The following is a 14643-nucleotide window of genomic DNA, read 5'->3' on the forward strand; positions in this document are numbered from 1 at the left end:
GTTCGCCCGATTCCAAACACTCTGTTGTGGGTACATCATCAGGCTTCTCGGATCATTCATTTTATTTTTGTAGACTCACCTTGCGTTCAATCTGGATAATAATTATCTATTCTGAGGTTCAACTCGTTATTCGTATGTGTGTGAAAGCAGAACTTTGGATTTCAAATAAGAAAAGCTGCCAATCAGGCAGCTTTTCTTATTTGTTATTTTCAGTTTGATAATCATTGGGTGTCGTCTTCTGGAGCGTCATCAATCTTATAGCTGAATTCGTTTTTACCCAATTCCAAAAAATTAAGCCGTCCTTAAAATGCAGGACGGCTTATGTTGTCAAAATTGTGGTTTTAGTTATAGAACAAATCTTTATTGTAATTTTTCATTCAAAACAAAACTTTATTGTTAAGAACAACACTTTATTGTAATGAATCACAAAGGACTGTCATTTCTCCCCTTACTCGACTGTCACGCTCTTGGCAAGGTTTCTTGGCTTATCGACATCATGGCCGAGGGCCAGGGATGCGTAGTAAGCCAGCAGCTGTAGAACGACAACGGACAGAGCCGGGGTCAGCATCGGTAAGGTCTTCGGAATGGCAAAGGCCTGGTCGACGGATTTCAGCAGGTCGGCGACATGCTCTTCATGCGTGATCGCCAGCACGTCTGCGCCGCGGGCTTTCACTTCCTTGATGTTGCTGACGGTTTTCTCCAGAACGAACTCTTGGGTCGCAACAGCGATGACCGGAACGCCTTCCTCAATCAGTGCCAGAGTTCCGTGCTTCAATTCACCTGCTGCATAGGCTTCGGAATGAATGTAGGAGATCTCTTTCAGCTTCAGCGAGCCTTCTTGGACAACGGCATAGTCGACACCGCGGCCAAGGAAGAACAAATGATCATGCTTGGCGATTTGCTCAGCATATACCTTAACGGCATCTTTCTTCTCCAGAATGGATTCCACCTGCTCCGGCAGTGACTGCATAGCCGCCAAAATATGGGCGACTTCTTCGTCCGACTGCGTACCGCGAACCTCAGCCATGTACAGGGCTAGCAAGGCAAAGGCGATAATCTGGGAACTGTAAGCCTTAGTCGAAGCTACCGCGATTTCCGGACCGGCCAGCGTTACCAGCACATCATCCGCTTCGCGGGCAATGGAACTGCCGACGACGTTGGTGATCGCGAGTACATGTGCGCCATTGGCATGACCTTCGCGCAGTGCAGCCAGCGTATCCGCCGTTTCACCCGATTGGCTGACTACGATAACCAGCGTCTCCGGTGTTACGATCGGCGAACGGTAGCGGTATTCCGATGCGATGTCATTTTCGACAGGAATGCGAACCAGCGATTCGATCAGATTGCGTCCGACGAGACCGGCGTTATAAGCGGTGCCGCAGGCTACGATCTGAATATTCTTGATATTCTTGATTTGCTCATTCGTGAGCTTCAGCTCCGGCAGAATCACCTTGGTTCCTTCGGGATTCATGCGGCCGAGCATCGTATCGCGGTAAGCCTTCGGTTGCTCGTGAATTTCTTTCAGCATAAAATGCTCAAAGCCGCCTTTTTCCGCGGTTACAGCGTCCCAATCGACAGTAATCATTTCCCGAGAAATAAAATTACCCTCGATGGTCATTAATTCGACAGCATCTCTTGTCAAAATAGCCATTTCGCCGTCATTCAAAATATATACGTTACGGGTGTATTCCAGCAGCGCCGGAATATCAGACCCGATAAAGTTTTCCCCTTCGCCAAGACCGATAATGAGCGGGCTTGCCTGACGTACGGCAACCAGTTTATCCGGTTCGTATTCGGTCAGAACGCCCAGCGCAAACGCACCGCGCATGAATTTGATCGCTTTTTGCACGGCTTTGACGATATCTCCTTCATACTCGCGAGCAATAAGGTGAGAAATCACCTCAGTATCGGTTTCGGAAGAAAAATGGCATCCTTCGGCAATCAGTTCTTCTTTCAGCTCAAGATAATTCTCGATAATACCGTTATGAACAACCGAGAATTTATGGCTCTCATCCGTATGCGGATGGGAATTGGCATCCGAAGGCTTGCCATGCGTCGCCCAACGTGTATGACCGATGCCGGCACTGCCGACAAGCGGAGAATGTTCCAGTTTGGACTCCAGGTTCGCCAAGCGGCCAAGCGCCTTCACGATTTGCAGACCATCCTTGGTAAACACGGCAATACCCGCCGAATCATACCCGCGGTACTCCAGCTTTTTCAAGCCCTCTACCAAGATCCCCTGAGAATTCTGATTGCCGATATATCCCACGATACCACACATAAATAATTTCCTCCGTCCATTGGATTATAATAGTAGGCGGCGTGAGGAAAGAAACGTGCCGTGCGGCATGCTTGAGAAAAAGCAAATATTCTGTTGTCATATTATCAACAAAATAACCTGTCACATCAACTTAATTCTGGAAATGCACAGTCTTCTCCTCTGCCGCAAGCAGATTGGTTCCGTTCCCTTTATATGCACACCCATAAATAAGTTCTCTTTGACTGCGCCCACAGAAACGTTGTCTGAACGGTTGCCCTGTTCGTTTTCCGTTTCCATTTACGGCTCTGGCGCTTCACCGGGAGGTCCCCGCCGAACATTTCGAACACCCCCACCTCGTCAGCTTGAGTTTGCCGTGATCGGGATCAGCACAGCCTCTATCAGGCAACTGTTCCTTCTCCCCCGCGCAGGTTCAAGCTCTGGCGCTTACATGGTTAACCTCACGATCCCCGCTTTCCTTCTCGAATAATGAACATAGTCTATTATATGCACGTCATCGCGCTTTTGCAAATGAATTATAAACCAGCCCAAATGTAAAGCTTTCCTTGATATTACAGAAAAAATCCGGCCTTGCAATAGTGAGGATGCCGCAAAGCCGGATAACGTGATGCTGAAAATCATAAAAAAATGGGGCTGCTTCTATACAAGCTCGCGCTGCACAACCTCCACAATCCTCCCAACGAATTGATCCAGATCTTCCTTGACCGGACCCTCGGCCATCACACGGATCAGCGGCTCCGTACCGGAGGGACGAACCAGCACCCGGCCGTTGCTGCCGAGCTTGCCTTCGACCTCCATTATAGCCGCTTCAATAGCGGAATTGTTCGGATAGTTTCTCTTGTCCTGCACACGCACATTGACTAGCACCTGCGGGTACTTGGTCATCATCGATTTCAGCACGCTGAGCTTCTTGCCGGAAGAGAGCAATGTATCAACCAGCTGAATGGCGGTCAAGATACCGTCGCCGGTCGTGTTGTAATCCAGGAAAATAACATGGCCCGACTGCTCGCCGCCCAGGTTATAGCCCTCACGGCGCATTTCTTCCATAACGTAGCGGTCACCCACCGCTGTCTTCGCCGTCTTGAGGGATAATTTCTCGGCCGCCTTGTAAAAGCCGATGTTGCTCATTACCGTCGAGACAACCGTTCCATCCTTTAGCTTGCCCGCGCGGTTCATCGCCTCGCCGCAAATACAGAGAATATAGTCGCCGTCGACTTCTTCGCCCCGGTCATCGATGGCAATCAGACGGTCGGCGTCGCCATCAAAAGCAAGTCCCAAATCCGCACCAAGACGCAGCACTTCCTCGCGCAGCTTCTGAGGGTGGGTGGAGCCGAATCCGTCATTTATGTTTAGGCCGTTCGGTTCCGCCCCAATATCGATCACTTCAGCTCCAAGCTCCCTGAAGAGCCGGGGAGCCAGCTCGTAAGCCGCGCCGTGAGCGCAGTCAAGTACCACCTTGAGTCCCTTGAAGCTGTTCGAAATGGTTGTCTTTAAATAATCCAAATACAGATATTTGGAATCGAAATCCTCTTTCACCGTACCCAGGCCCGACCCGATGGGCCGCGGAAGCTCGTCGCTCTTGGCATCCATCAATTCCTCAATGCGCAGTTCGGTATCATCCGACAGCTTAAAGCCGTCTCCCCCAAAAAACTTAATCCCGTTATCTTCCACCGGATTATGGGACGCAGAAATCATAACGCCCGCATCAGCCTTCAAAAGACGGGTAATATAAGCAACGGCAGGCGTAGTTACAACGCCTAAACGGATAACCTCCGCACCGATCGACAACATACCGGCTACGAGCGCCGATTCAAGCAGAGGGCCGGATATCCGAGTATCCATTCCGATAACCACCTTCGGCTTATCCACGTTGGCGGTTAGGACATATCCTCCGCAGCGACCGATGCTGTACGCCATCTCCGCCGTCAATTCACGGTTGGCGATTCCACGCACACCGTCGGTTCCAAAATACTTTCCCATGTCTGTTCTCCTTTTTGTTATGCTGCATCAGCTTAATATTCATATATATGATTTCCGGTTTCTCTGTGTTCTGTATGCCCTTGAAGGTTCGGGCTTATCCACTTATTTTATGGGCTATTGCGACTGGCTATGGCATTGCCGGTTCGCTCTGCCCGCCCGTTTCCCCGCCGCTGCCGCTTTCGGGGGAAACCGTCGGCGTCGCGCCCGAGTTTCCATTCACGGCGCTCGGAGACGGTTCGTCAACGTTTCCGCTGCCGGTGACGGGTTCCGAGCTTGGCTCCGGCGTTGCTGCGGGCCCGCTCACCGGCGAGGCCGATGGAGAGACGGAAGAAGCCGGATTGTGTAATTGAACCGTTACTACCGGTCTTTGACCACCGCTCAGCCCAATAAAGCGCGGGAGCGATATTTGCAACGGCACCACGTGGTTCCCCGCACCCAAACCGCTTAAATCAGCAACCGCTTTGATATTCCCCTTATCCAACTGCTTCAGCAAAGGACTTGCCCCGGATAGCGTGAGTGAGACAGTACTGCCTGCGGGACTTGTGACCGAAGCCGTCATTCCGCTGCCAATCCCCTCGAGTGTTACAGGAACGTTGGGTATCGTACGCTCCGAAGCTTCGGAGGCCGTCACTGTAACATTGACGGATTTCGGCTCGATATCCCCGATGCCCTCCGGTGGATCCAAGTTCAATTTGAGTGTTGACGTTCCGGCTGCGCTAATAGAGCTAAGGTCAATCGTTGCGTCATAGGAAGTGACGGAAGCCAGCGCCGATTCTTGCCCGTATATTATAACACTATCCACTTCCGGCGTTACCTTTGAAAGAACAAGAGAGTCCGGCAGGCGGCCGGTAAATCCGATGCTCAGCGGCACACTCTTAAAGGGAAGCGTAACTGGAAGGTCCACGGACACGGTCGCCGGCTCGATCACAGCATCTTTAATCTCGTTGCCGTTTGAATCGTAGGCGTAAAGCTTCATTTTTTTCTCCGTGACTGTCTCCTTTTCCCCGTCCAGTTCAATCGTCCCCTGCACTTTCGCCACTTTATCCAGCTCACTGGCGGCGAGCGTTACCTTGGCTGTTGAAGGCTCTACCACCGGCGTTCCCAACTGATAGCCTCCTGCAGGCGCTCCTTTGGCAGCAACCGTAACCGGGAACGATTTCGAATTCCGCTGCTCGATACGCACATGCACTTTCTCGGGGGTAATCGATATCAGCTGGACCCCGCGGGGAACCGAATATTTCAGAGCGATTTCGCTCGTTCCCGGCTCCGCTTTGCTCAAATCAAGCGTTACTTTGTAGGCGTCGGAGAATACATAGGTGAGATCGGTGCTCTTTCCCATGACTTCCATTCTTACGCTGTCCGCGTCCCTCGAAAGCACATACTTATCGTTATCAAGCCCTGTGACCTGAATCGGGACATTCTCGATGATCTTGGTTTCCAGGCGGGAGGTAGACTGCGGCGTAGACGCGGTATCGATATGCACCATTGCCCACAAAATGATACTTAAAGCCAGCGCAAGCACCTTGTTAAAATTGTTATTGTTCATCCACTTATCCATTGGTGCCGCCCCCCCTCCATTTCCAGAAGGCGTTTCGTTTCTCGTTCAGAGACGAATGAGTCCGCAGCTCCTCGTAAAGCTTGGAGATCAGCGACTCTTCTTTGATATCCCGGACTACCTGGCCGTTGATTGCAAGTGAAATTTGGCCTGTCTCCTCTGAAACGATCACCGACACCGCATCCGTCACTTCGCTGATCCCAATGCCCGCCCTGTGCCGGGTTCCCAATTCCTTGCTGATAAAAGGGTTCTCCGACAACGGAAGATAACAGGCCGCCGCCGCGATTTGACTCCCCTGCATGATAAGCGCTCCGTCATGAAGTGGGGTGTTGGGTATAAAAATATTGATAAGCAGCTCCGAGCTGACCATGGAATTCATCGGAATGCCGGATTCCTTGTATTCATTAAGGCCGGTTGCCCGTTCAAACACGATTAATGCCCCTATTTTTCTGCGTGCTAAATAATTCACGGCTTTAATAATTTCGCCAATTAACTTGCTGACCTCTTCATCGTTCTCAGCCGTCCTGCCAAAAAACTTTCCCCTTCCCAGCTGTTCCAGACCGCGCCGAAGCTCCGGCTGAAAAATAATAAATATCGCCAGTACCCCGAAGGTAAACATCTGGTTCATGAGCCATTTCAGTGTATATAGATCAAACAGCGTGCTGAACGCCCAGATGACTATGAGTACCAGAATCCCTTTCAAGAGCTGAATTGCACGGGTACCGCGGACCATGTTAAGCACTTTATAAATAATATAGCTGACGATCAGAATATCGATGATATCCTTGATAGACTCTTTCCAGGTAAGGTCCGTAAAATAACTCATTGCGTAAAACCCCCGTCAGTTCATATTAGCTGGGTTTATGTAGAAAGTCTGTTAATTGTGTAACATATCTAGGTTATAACGTTCACGACCATGTTGCAAGTTTGCGCTTAAAGAGGCTAAAAAAACCGCAATTTATCAGAACAAGTCCGAATTCCGAACACAATCTCATTTTAAAAAAAACAAAAAATACAAGAAAAACTCCTGTCGGAGTCTTTTGAAAGAAGTCGCCGGTTTCTTGAAGTTAATGATTTCCATATGATCAAAAAAGCGCCGTCTTTTTCGAGAAAAAGAGGCGCGGCAATCCATCATGTCCAACGCCGCCGTATTAGCGATAAGCGACATCGGAGAACATATTGGTGACTTTATACCAGATCCAGCTTAATGCCTGGTCTATGCTTTTGACTTGCCCTGAAATGTGGGCGGTCGATGCCTGGTACAACGAACCGTCGATGACGGTCACATTCCCGTTCACTTCCCCGTACACTTGTGTCTTGCCGTTTTCTACCGTAAGATCGCCGGAAACGCTCTTGCCGGAAGGAACGATGACGGTATTCCCTTGGATCACCACCTGATCGAGATCAGAGCCTTTCACGACAAGCTGCCCGTCCTGTTTCCACAAGGTGACGGAGCTCATCAGCATAACGAGCAGAAACACCGAAGCCGCCGTAAGCGCGGGATGTCTCTTAATCCAGGTAATATACCTTCTTTCCTTCTTGGAAGGCGGCAGCGCGCCCATAATGCGTCCCACAAGCTCATCCGAAGTCACAGGACTCTGGTGCATAAGTGAAAACAGCAGCATATCCGTTTGTTCCAATTCCTTGAATTTTGCTCGGCAATCCGGACAGGATAGAAGATGCTCCTTCAAGTCCCGCTGCTGCTGTTCGGGCAAGTCGTCATCCAAATAATCATGCATCATAGAGACGGCCAGTTTGCATTCCATAGGAGCCAATCCTTTCATGAGTGCTATTTAATTACCCTAAAATCGGGTCGCAAGGCTTGCTTAACTTTCATACGCACCAGATTCATAAAACGTTTCACAAAAATCGTTTGTTCCATTATAATCTCGGGCCCAATTTTTTGCGCAAAAATTCCCGGCCGCGGTGTACCCGGGTCTTAATCGTTGTAACGGGCATATCCAGCACATCGCCGATTTCCTGTAGCGACAAGTCCTGCAGATACCTGAGGATCATAACCGACCGGTATTTGACCGGCAGTTCGTCAATCGCCTCGTAAATCGTTCTCTGCGTTTCGGATAGAAGAAGCTCGCTTTCAGGGGTCACGTTATCGCTCGGGATAAGAGAATAACCGTCGGTTCCCTCCTGATCGCCAAGCTCAGCGTCCAGTGAATAGGTCGGCCTGCGCTTGCGCAGACGGTCAATGCAAAGGTTGGTCGCAATCCGGTAAATCCATGTCGAGAATTTCTGATTGTCATCATAGCGTTCCAGATTTCGATAAACCCGCAAAAATGTCTCCTGAACAATATCTTCCGCCTCATGGCGATTATTTAGCATCCGGTAGCCCAGATGATAGATTTTATCCTTATATAATTCGACAAGCTCGGCAAACGCTCTTTGGTCACCCTTCAGGGCGAGCTTTGTCAATCTGCCTTCCAAATTCTCCACCAGTTAACTCCCCCAGACTTGCCGCCCTTAGTATGTCGAAGTCTCCCATATTCACGGTACAAGCATTTAAATCGTAATTCAACCACGGGTAAAAATCAAGGGTTGTCCTAGCGATTTCCAACTATAGGCAGGTGAAAAAAGCCCGCCTTCCAATAAAAGGAAGGCGGGCGGGCAGTTATTACGAAACGAATCGGGAAATGGACGCGGTATCAGCCGGTATTGCGAAGACCGGCGGCAATTCCGTTGATCGTAAGGAGTACTTCGCGCAGCAGGTCGGCATCGTCCTGCTCCATGTCCCGCAACGCTCTAAGCTCGGTTAACAGCTGCACTTGCAAGTAACTGAGCGGATCGACGTACGGATTGCGCAGCCGGATCGATTCTTGAATGACCGGCACATTGTCCAAAATATCCTGTTGGCCGGTTATCTTCAAAATCAGATCCGAGGTCAAACGAAATTCCTCCTCAATCTGTCCGTAGATCCGTTTGCGCGCCTCCTCGTTCTTGCTCATCTCCGAGTATTCCTTCGCGATAATCAGATCCGCTTTGGAAAGCGCCATTTGCAGCGTATCGACCAGACTCGTGAAGAAGGAGAAGTGCTCGTACATATGCTGAAGAATCTTCAGATTCTCTTCCTTGTTGTCATAGAAGCTTTGCAGCCCCGTTCCTGCTGCATACCAGGCCGGAAGCAGATAACGGCTTTGGGTCCAGGCAAATACCCATGGTATCGCCCGCAAATCCTCGAACCGGTCGCTGTTCTTCCGTTTGGATGGACGGGAGCCGATATTGAGCTCGCCGATTTCCGGAAGCGGCGTCGACTCTTTAAAAAAGTTTAAGAAATCCGGATCGCGGAAGATCAGATCCTGATACTTGTTCAGCGAAACTTCGGAAATCTCTCTGCAGATCTCTTCCCATTTATTCTCATAAAGATCGCTGTGCGGCATTCTTGCGTTTATGGCCGCAATCACGAGTGCGGAAGTTGCCTGCTCCAGGCTGCGGTAGGCGATTCCCTTCATCTTATAGCGCGATGAAATAACCTCGCCCTGCTCGGTAATCTTGATTCCGCCTCCGATTGTGGAAGCAGGCTGAGCCAGAATACTGCGGTTCAGCGGCATTCCACCCCGGCCAAGTGCTCCGCCCCGGCCGTGGAAGAACTTCAGCTTGACACCGTACGAGTCGGCCATAGCCGTAAGTTCCTTCAGCGCCACGCGCAGTTCCCAGTTGGCGGTCACAACGCCGCCGTCCTTGTTGCTGTCCGAATAACCAAGCATGATTTCCTGCAGATCGCTCATTGCGGAGACCGCCTGGCGATAAATCGGCAGATTGAAAATCGTGCGCATGATTTCCGGCGCCTCATGAAGATCATCGATGGTTTCGAACAGCGGAACCGCCTGCAGTGTACAGACGACGGTGCCGTCTTTGTCCCGGCGGAACAGTCCCACTTCCTTGGCGAATACCATAACCTCCAGAATATCGGATGCCGCTTCAGCCATACTGATCAGGTAGCTTGTGATACACTGCTTGCCATACTCCGCCTGGGCTGCGTGCACGGTCCGGTACACTTCCAGACATTCTTCGGTCGCTTCGCTGTAATCCTGGTAAGGAGAGGTCAGCGGCCGCGGATCATTGAGCAGCTTCTCCAGAAGTTCGATCTTTTCCTGCTCCGACAGTTTGGAGTAATCCGGCGTGATATCCATTTTGGCCAAAATCTCCGTCATGGCGTTCTCATGCTCCTGGCTGTGCTGGCGAATATCGAGTGTCGCCGTATGGAAGCCAAACAACTCTACCTGGCGGATCAATTTCTTAATATAAGTGTCGGCCACATAATCGGCATAATGATGCCGCAAACTGCGGTCGATGACGTTCAAATCGTTTATGAGCTCTTCCGGGGAAGAGTAGCGCTCAGGTGTTCCTTTTTTCTTATCGTCCAGCACGTTCTGCGTCTTCGAAATCATGTAACTGAGTTTGATCCGGTAAGGTTCGTTATCGTTGCGCCAAGCATCGACGCGCTCCAAATGAACAACCTCCCGGTCTTTCTCGATGGATTCCAGCAGCTCCGGCGTCACGTTAACGATGCTGGTGCTAAAGCTCAGATATTGTATCAGCTGACGCATGATCTGCTGGTATTCCCGAATAGCCATTATGCGCTGAATTCGCAGCGTCTGAATGGTAACCGAAGAAGTAACCGAAGGATTGCCGTCCCGGTCGCCGCCGATCCAGGAACCGAATCGCAGGTAAGTCGGCACATGCCAATTCTGTCCCGGATAATACTTGCTGAGGCACCGTTCAAGCTCCTGATAAACATCCGGCAGCACATGGAAAATCGTCTCATGAAAATAATACATTCCGTTGCGTACTTCATCCAGCACCGTAGGCTTGCGGTCGCGCAGTTCATCGGTCTGCCATAAAGTGATAACCTCGTTCAAGAGCTTCTCGCGAAGCTGCTCGCGTTCCCTGAATGTCAAGGTCGGATTGTCCAGCCCCGTAACATCGTCGGAAATCCGCTTGTGGATGTCGAGAATAGCACGGCGCATCGCTTCTGTCGGGTGGGCGGTCATGACCAGCTCCAGTGACAGGCCATTAACAATCTCCCATACTTCCTTAGGAGAGAAGTCTCGTTCCCGCAGCTCCTGAATTGCGCTCTCTATAGAACCTGGCTGTACGGTTTCCCCCGCAGAGCGCTCGTAGTCTCTTTTCCGGCGAATCCGATGATTTTGTTCGGCTATATTCACCAATTGAAAATAGATGGCGAATGCCCGGATTACCTGATGCCGGTTCTCCGGATCCAGAGAATTGATTAATTCCTTAAATTCGCTGTGCAGTTCAGGCAAAAACACTGAGCGCAACGATTTACTGGTCTCACGAATCTTCTCCACGATCTCCAGCAATTCATTGCCGCCTTGATGTACCAAGACCTCGCCCAAAATGTTTCCCAGGAACCGTACGTCTCGCCGCAGCAGGTTGTTGGAATTGACTTTGCCAGCGGTAGTCGTAAGTTCGGTCATGCTGTTCCCCCCATCCTTCTTCCGTATCAATGTCTCATCACAAGTCATGTTTCAAGCTTTCCTCATATCATACAATAAAACGGATCGAAAATCTTCAACTTTCTTTCACGGTAAAGCATCACAGTCTTTTAAGATTATACATCAAAATGATTATTTATTCAGGTATATTTTTTCACATTTTTATTAAATTATCGAGAAAATAGCTGATATCGTTCTAATTTGCGTATAAAATATGGAAGACAGGGTTTACATTTCGGCAGTACTTATAAAGCGGAAGGATTGAAATCCGTTTGAAAACAAATTAAAACCTTGACCGAATATTGAACTTTTAACAGATTTGGACTTCGGATCACTGCTGATCATGTCCCCTTTCGTCTATTCATCTCCCCTGCCAGATTATAAGTCGTGCCTTTATCAAGTATTCTCTGGTCATCACACGTTATTTACAACATCCGCCGCGTTAACCTGTCACTACCTGCGTCTATTCCGTAAAGAAGGTCTCGTAGCCGCTATGCAGCGTGCCCCAAGCTCGTACTTTTCTTTGATCTCCCTTTCATTGTCCCCATGTTCGAACAGAAATAGGCGCTAATCCCATGAAATCTCCTGCCTTAACCCCCATCTTTAGTTTGATCACTTTTCAATTTCTTAAGCATATCCAGCGTCGGCTGCATGAAGTCGGAACGCTCTTTATCAAGAATCGCTTGCAGACGGTCACGATCCTCCTCAGCCTTATCCAGCAGCTCCCGCGGCACCAGACTGCCTTTAGCGATTGCCCGAAGCAGCACAATAACTACGATCATCAAAATCAACGCTACGATATAAGCAAGCCCGTATTTGTCCGCAAGCGGCAGCAGCTTTTCCAACTGTGCAATGTCTTCCTGTTTCATTCCCTCATCCCTTTCTTTATTCGGTATTCTTGAAATCTCTTTCAGATACAACAGGAAATGTGATAAAATGGTTCTTGTTCGTATTTTGTTCGTACTTTTAATATACTATTCCAGCTTCATTTTCGTAAAATCCGGTTTAGGGCCATTTTGCGGCAGCTTTAATACAATAACGCCCATTTCCTTGTCTTTTGGCAATATATTCGATACATTATTTACCTTTTGGCAAATTTGATTTATAATCATATCAACAGCATTTGCAAAATAAGGAGTGTTCGAGATGGAACAAGATTTTGGATTATTTTTGAAACGGCTTCGCGAGAGTAAAAGCCTGACCCTAAGCCAGCTGGCTTCAGGCGCCGGAATCAGCGGTTCACAAATATCACGGATCGAAAATGGCCTTCGCGGCGTACCCAAGCCGGCAACCCTCCGTAAAATTGCAGAAGCTATGGATGTACCCTATGAAGAACTTATGGAACGCGCCGGGTATTTACGTGATGAGGAGCAAATGGCTGAGTCAATACCGGAATGGGCTACCGGCAAAGACAAACGCGACTTCAAAAGAATGCTGGAAGATGACGGGGAGCTTATGTTTGATGGGATTCCGCTCAACAAAGAGGACAAGCAAAGGATAAAAGACGTACTGACAGGCTTATTCTGGGAAGCCAAACAGATGAATAAACGAAATCCTGCTTACAAAAAAGGTAAATCGGAACATTAGCACCCTGACAACAATAATCATGCAGCAGGTGAAAAGAATGGATGAATTGATCGATAAGCTAATCAAAAAATATAAAACCAACTGCCCGTTTGCGATATGCCAGGCTCTCGGCATTCATGTCCGATTTATGGACCTGGGCGGGGGAACCAAGGGGCTATATTACCGTAAGCTGCGAAGAAGATTTATCGTCATTCATAATGAACTGTCTGTGGAATGGCAGCGATTTGTTTGCGCGCATGAACTGGGTCATGACCGGCTGCATAAAGGGATTAACCGTTTCTTTTTAGAGGAGAATTCCTATTTCGCCCCGGGAAAGCTGGAACGACAGGCCAACCGTTTTGCGGTTCTTTTGCTCAGCGCCACTACGCATCCCGAACAAGATGAATCGTTGGAAAGCTATTATTTGCGTTTAGGTATACCGCCGGAGGTCGGCTTTTTTTTGGACCATTAATCCAAACATACATTCGCTTTTGTATATAGTGTTAAAATCCCATGATGTTAACATTCCTCTGTTATTTACGTTTCCGCAAATAAGCTCGGAAATACAAAAAAACCCTTACTACAGTAAGAGTATCTGTTTAATATAAGATTGTTTATGCTGCCATTAATAAAATGGAGCGGGTGATGGGAATCGAACCCACGCTATCAGCTTGGAAGGCTGAAGTTCTACCATTGAACTACACCCGCATAGGTGTAAAATCGGGATGACACGATTCGAACATGCGACCCCCTGGTCCCAAACCAGGTGCTCTACCAAGCTGAGCTACATCCCGTTAATATAAGTGGCGCGCCCTGAGAGATTCGAACTCCCGGCCTTTTGATTCGTAGTCAAACGCTCTATCCAGCTGAGCTAAGGGCGCAAAATATGGAGCGGACGACGGGAATCGAACCCGCGACCCTCGCCTTGGCAAGGCGATGCTCTACCGCTGAGCCACGTCCGCAAATAAATGGTGCGCGTGGAGGGACTTGAACCCCCACGTCAAAGACGCTAGATCCTAAGTCTAGTGCGTCTGCCAATTCCGCCACACGCGCAAGTTACTAAAAGTGAGCCATGAAGGATTCGAACCTTCGACACCCTGATTAAAAGTCAGGTGCTCTACCAACTGAGCTAATGGCTCATGTAAATGGCTGGGGATATAGGATTCGAACCTATGCATGACGGAGTCAAAGTCCGTTGCCTTACCGCTTGGCTAATCCCCAATAATGAATACCTATATAATACCATATTAATCTAATATATAAGAAATATATGGTGGAGGCTGAGGGGATCGAACCCCCGACCCTCTGCTTGTAAGGCAGATGCTCTCCCAGCTGAGCTAAGCCTCCATATTTTATGGCAATCTTCTTGAGGAAATACAAGCCTCCGGAATTTCCATCCCTGAGAACAAAGAAATAATGGTGACCCGTAGGGGATTCGAACCCCTGTTACCTCCGTGAAAGGGAGGTGTCTTAACCCCTTGACCAACGGGCCTTATGGAGCTCTCAACCGGAATCGAACCGGTGACCTCATCCTTACCATGGATGCACTCTACCTACTGAGCTATGAGAGCATGGCTCCCCGAACAGGACTCGAACCTGTGACAACTCGATTAACAGTCGAGTGCTCTACCAACTGAGCTATCAGGGAATGGTTGTCCGCTTGGCAGCTTCCTACTCTCCCAGGACCCTTCGGTCCAAGTACCATCGGCGCTGGAGGGCTTAACGGTCGTGTTCGGGATGGGTACGCGTGGAACCCCTCCGCCATCGCCACCAAACGGCAGGCTTGATCGCCTGAA

10 protein-coding genes, 11 tRNA genes and 1 rRNA gene are annotated in these 14643 nt (G+C 49.3%); 2 read left to right on the forward strand and 20 right to left on the reverse strand.

The features are described 5' to 3' along the window. Positions 1–448: 448 nt before the first annotated feature. From glmS to EH198_RS23650, 8 genes are all read right to left on the reverse strand, one after another. Complete coding sequence (glmS, locus tag EH198_RS23615; RefSeq protein ID WP_124697945.1) at positions 449–2281, reverse strand: glutamine--fructose-6-phosphate transaminase (isomerizing); 1833 nt, start codon at positions 2279–2281, stop codon at positions 449–451. 636 nt (positions 2282–2917) lie between these two features. Further along, positions 2918–4258, reverse strand: a complete 1341-nt coding sequence (gene glmM / locus EH198_RS23620; protein ID WP_124697946.1) for a phosphoglucosamine mutase — start codon at positions 4256–4258, stop codon at positions 2918–2920. Between the two features lie 127 nt (positions 4259–4385). Beyond that, complete coding sequence (locus EH198_RS23625; RefSeq protein ID WP_124697947.1) at positions 4386–5816, reverse strand: CdaR family protein; 1431 nt, start codon at positions 5814–5816, stop codon at positions 4386–4388. Next, a complete protein-coding gene (gene cdaA / locus EH198_RS23630) occupies positions 5809–6639 on the reverse strand; it encodes a diadenylate cyclase CdaA (RefSeq protein WP_124697948.1) in 831 nt (276 codons plus the stop codon). Before cdaA ends, EH198_RS23625 begins: the two co-directional genes overlap by 8 nt. Before the next feature lie 325 nt (positions 6640–6964). Continuing rightward, a complete protein-coding gene (locus EH198_RS23635; RefSeq protein ID WP_124697949.1) occupies positions 6965–7579 on the reverse strand; it encodes a zf-HC2 domain-containing protein in 615 nt (204 codons plus the stop codon). Positions 7580–7694: 115 nt separating this feature from the next. After that, positions 7695–8261, reverse strand: a complete 567-nt coding sequence (gene sigW, locus EH198_RS23640; RefSeq protein WP_342772053.1) for an RNA polymerase sigma factor SigW — start codon at positions 8259–8261, stop codon at positions 7695–7697. Between the two features lie 209 nt (positions 8262–8470). Next, complete coding sequence (ppc, locus tag EH198_RS23645; RefSeq protein ID WP_124697951.1) at positions 8471–11263, reverse strand: phosphoenolpyruvate carboxylase; 2793 nt, start codon at positions 11261–11263, stop codon at positions 8471–8473. Between the two features lie 608 nt (positions 11264–11871). Then, positions 11872–12150 carry a hypothetical protein gene (locus tag EH198_RS23650; RefSeq protein ID WP_124697952.1) on the reverse strand — a complete coding sequence of 93 codons (279 nt, stop codon included), beginning with the start codon at positions 12148–12150 and terminating at the stop codon, positions 11872–11874. Positions 12151–12427: 277 nt separating this feature from the next. Between EH198_RS23650 and EH198_RS23655 the strand changes: the two genes are divergently transcribed. Further along, positions 12428–12868 (forward strand): helix-turn-helix domain-containing protein, encoded by a 441-nt coding sequence (locus tag EH198_RS23655; RefSeq protein ID WP_124697953.1) that lies wholly within the window; start codon positions 12428–12430, stop codon positions 12866–12868. A gap of 37 nt (positions 12869–12905) precedes the next feature. Further along, positions 12906–13319, forward strand: a complete 414-nt coding sequence (locus tag EH198_RS23660) for an ImmA/IrrE family metallo-endopeptidase (protein ID WP_124697954.1) — start codon at positions 12906–12908, stop codon at positions 13317–13319. Positions 13320–13481: 162 nt separating this feature from the next. Here the strand turns inward: EH198_RS23660 and EH198_RS23665 are convergent. The 12 genes from EH198_RS23665 to rrf form a co-directional block, all read right to left on the reverse strand. Then, positions 13482–13555 (reverse strand) — tRNA-Gly (locus EH198_RS23665). Between the two features lie 12 nt (positions 13556–13567). After that, positions 13568–13641 (reverse strand) — tRNA-Pro (locus tag EH198_RS23670). Between the two features lie 10 nt (positions 13642–13651). Beyond that, a tRNA-Arg gene (locus EH198_RS23675) sits at positions 13652–13728 on the reverse strand. A 6-nt stretch (positions 13729–13734) separates the two neighbouring features. Further along, a tRNA-Gly gene (locus tag EH198_RS23680) sits at positions 13735–13809 on the reverse strand. A gap of 7 nt (positions 13810–13816) precedes the next feature. Next, positions 13817–13900: transfer RNA gene (locus EH198_RS23685), tRNA-Leu, on the reverse strand. Positions 13901–13913: 13 nt separating this feature from the next. Beyond that, a tRNA-Lys gene (locus EH198_RS23690) sits at positions 13914–13986 on the reverse strand. Positions 13987–13993: 7 nt separating this feature from the next. After that, positions 13994–14068, reverse strand: a tRNA-Gln gene (locus tag EH198_RS23695). A 50-nt stretch (positions 14069–14118) separates the two neighbouring features. After that, a tRNA-Val gene (locus tag EH198_RS23700) sits at positions 14119–14194 on the reverse strand. Positions 14195–14264: 70 nt separating this feature from the next. Next, a tRNA-Glu gene (locus EH198_RS23705) sits at positions 14265–14339 on the reverse strand. A gap of 3 nt (positions 14340–14342) precedes the next feature. Beyond that, positions 14343–14418: transfer RNA gene (locus tag EH198_RS23710), tRNA-Thr, on the reverse strand. A gap of 1 nt (position 14419) precedes the next feature. Further along, positions 14420–14495 (reverse strand) — tRNA-Asn (locus tag EH198_RS23715). Positions 14496–14505: 10 nt separating this feature from the next. Continuing rightward, a 5S ribosomal RNA gene (gene rrf / locus EH198_RS23720) occupies positions 14506–14622 on the reverse strand. Between the last annotated feature and the right edge of the window lie 21 nt (positions 14623–14643).

The organism is Paenibacillus rhizophilus (assembly GCF_003854965.1).
Taxonomy (GTDB): Bacteria; Bacillota; Bacilli; order Paenibacillales; family Paenibacillaceae; genus Paenibacillus_AQ; species Paenibacillus_AQ rhizophilus.

Coding starts and splice junctions, on each gene's coding strand:
- glmS (WP_124697945.1), bottom strand. CDS start 2,281: ATGTGTGGTATCGTGGGATATATCGGCAATCAGAATTCTCAGGGGATC.
- glmM (WP_124697946.1), bottom strand. CDS start 4,258: ATGGGAAAGTATTTTGGAACCGACGGTGTGCGTGGAATCGCCAACCGT.
- EH198_RS23625 (WP_124697947.1), bottom strand. CDS start 5,816: ATGGATAAGTGGATGAACAATAACAATTTTAACAAGGTGCTTGCGCTG.
- cdaA (WP_124697948.1), bottom strand. CDS start 6,639: ATGAGTTATTTTACGGACCTTACCTGGAAAGAGTCTATCAAGGATATC.
- EH198_RS23635 (WP_124697949.1), bottom strand. CDS start 7,579: ATGGAATGCAAACTGGCCGTCTCTATGATGCATGATTATTTGGATGAC.
- ppc (WP_124697951.1), bottom strand. CDS start 11,263: ATGACCGAACTTACGACTACCGCTGGCAAAGTCAATTCCAACAACCTG.
- EH198_RS23650 (WP_124697952.1), bottom strand. CDS start 12,150: ATGAAACAGGAAGACATTGCACAGTTGGAAAAGCTGCTGCCGCTTGCG.
- EH198_RS23655 (WP_124697953.1), top strand. CDS start 12,428: ATGGAACAAGATTTTGGATTATTTTTGAAACGGCTTCGCGAGAGTAAA.
- EH198_RS23660 (WP_124697954.1), top strand. CDS start 12,906: ATGGATGAATTGATCGATAAGCTAATCAAAAAATATAAAACCAACTGC.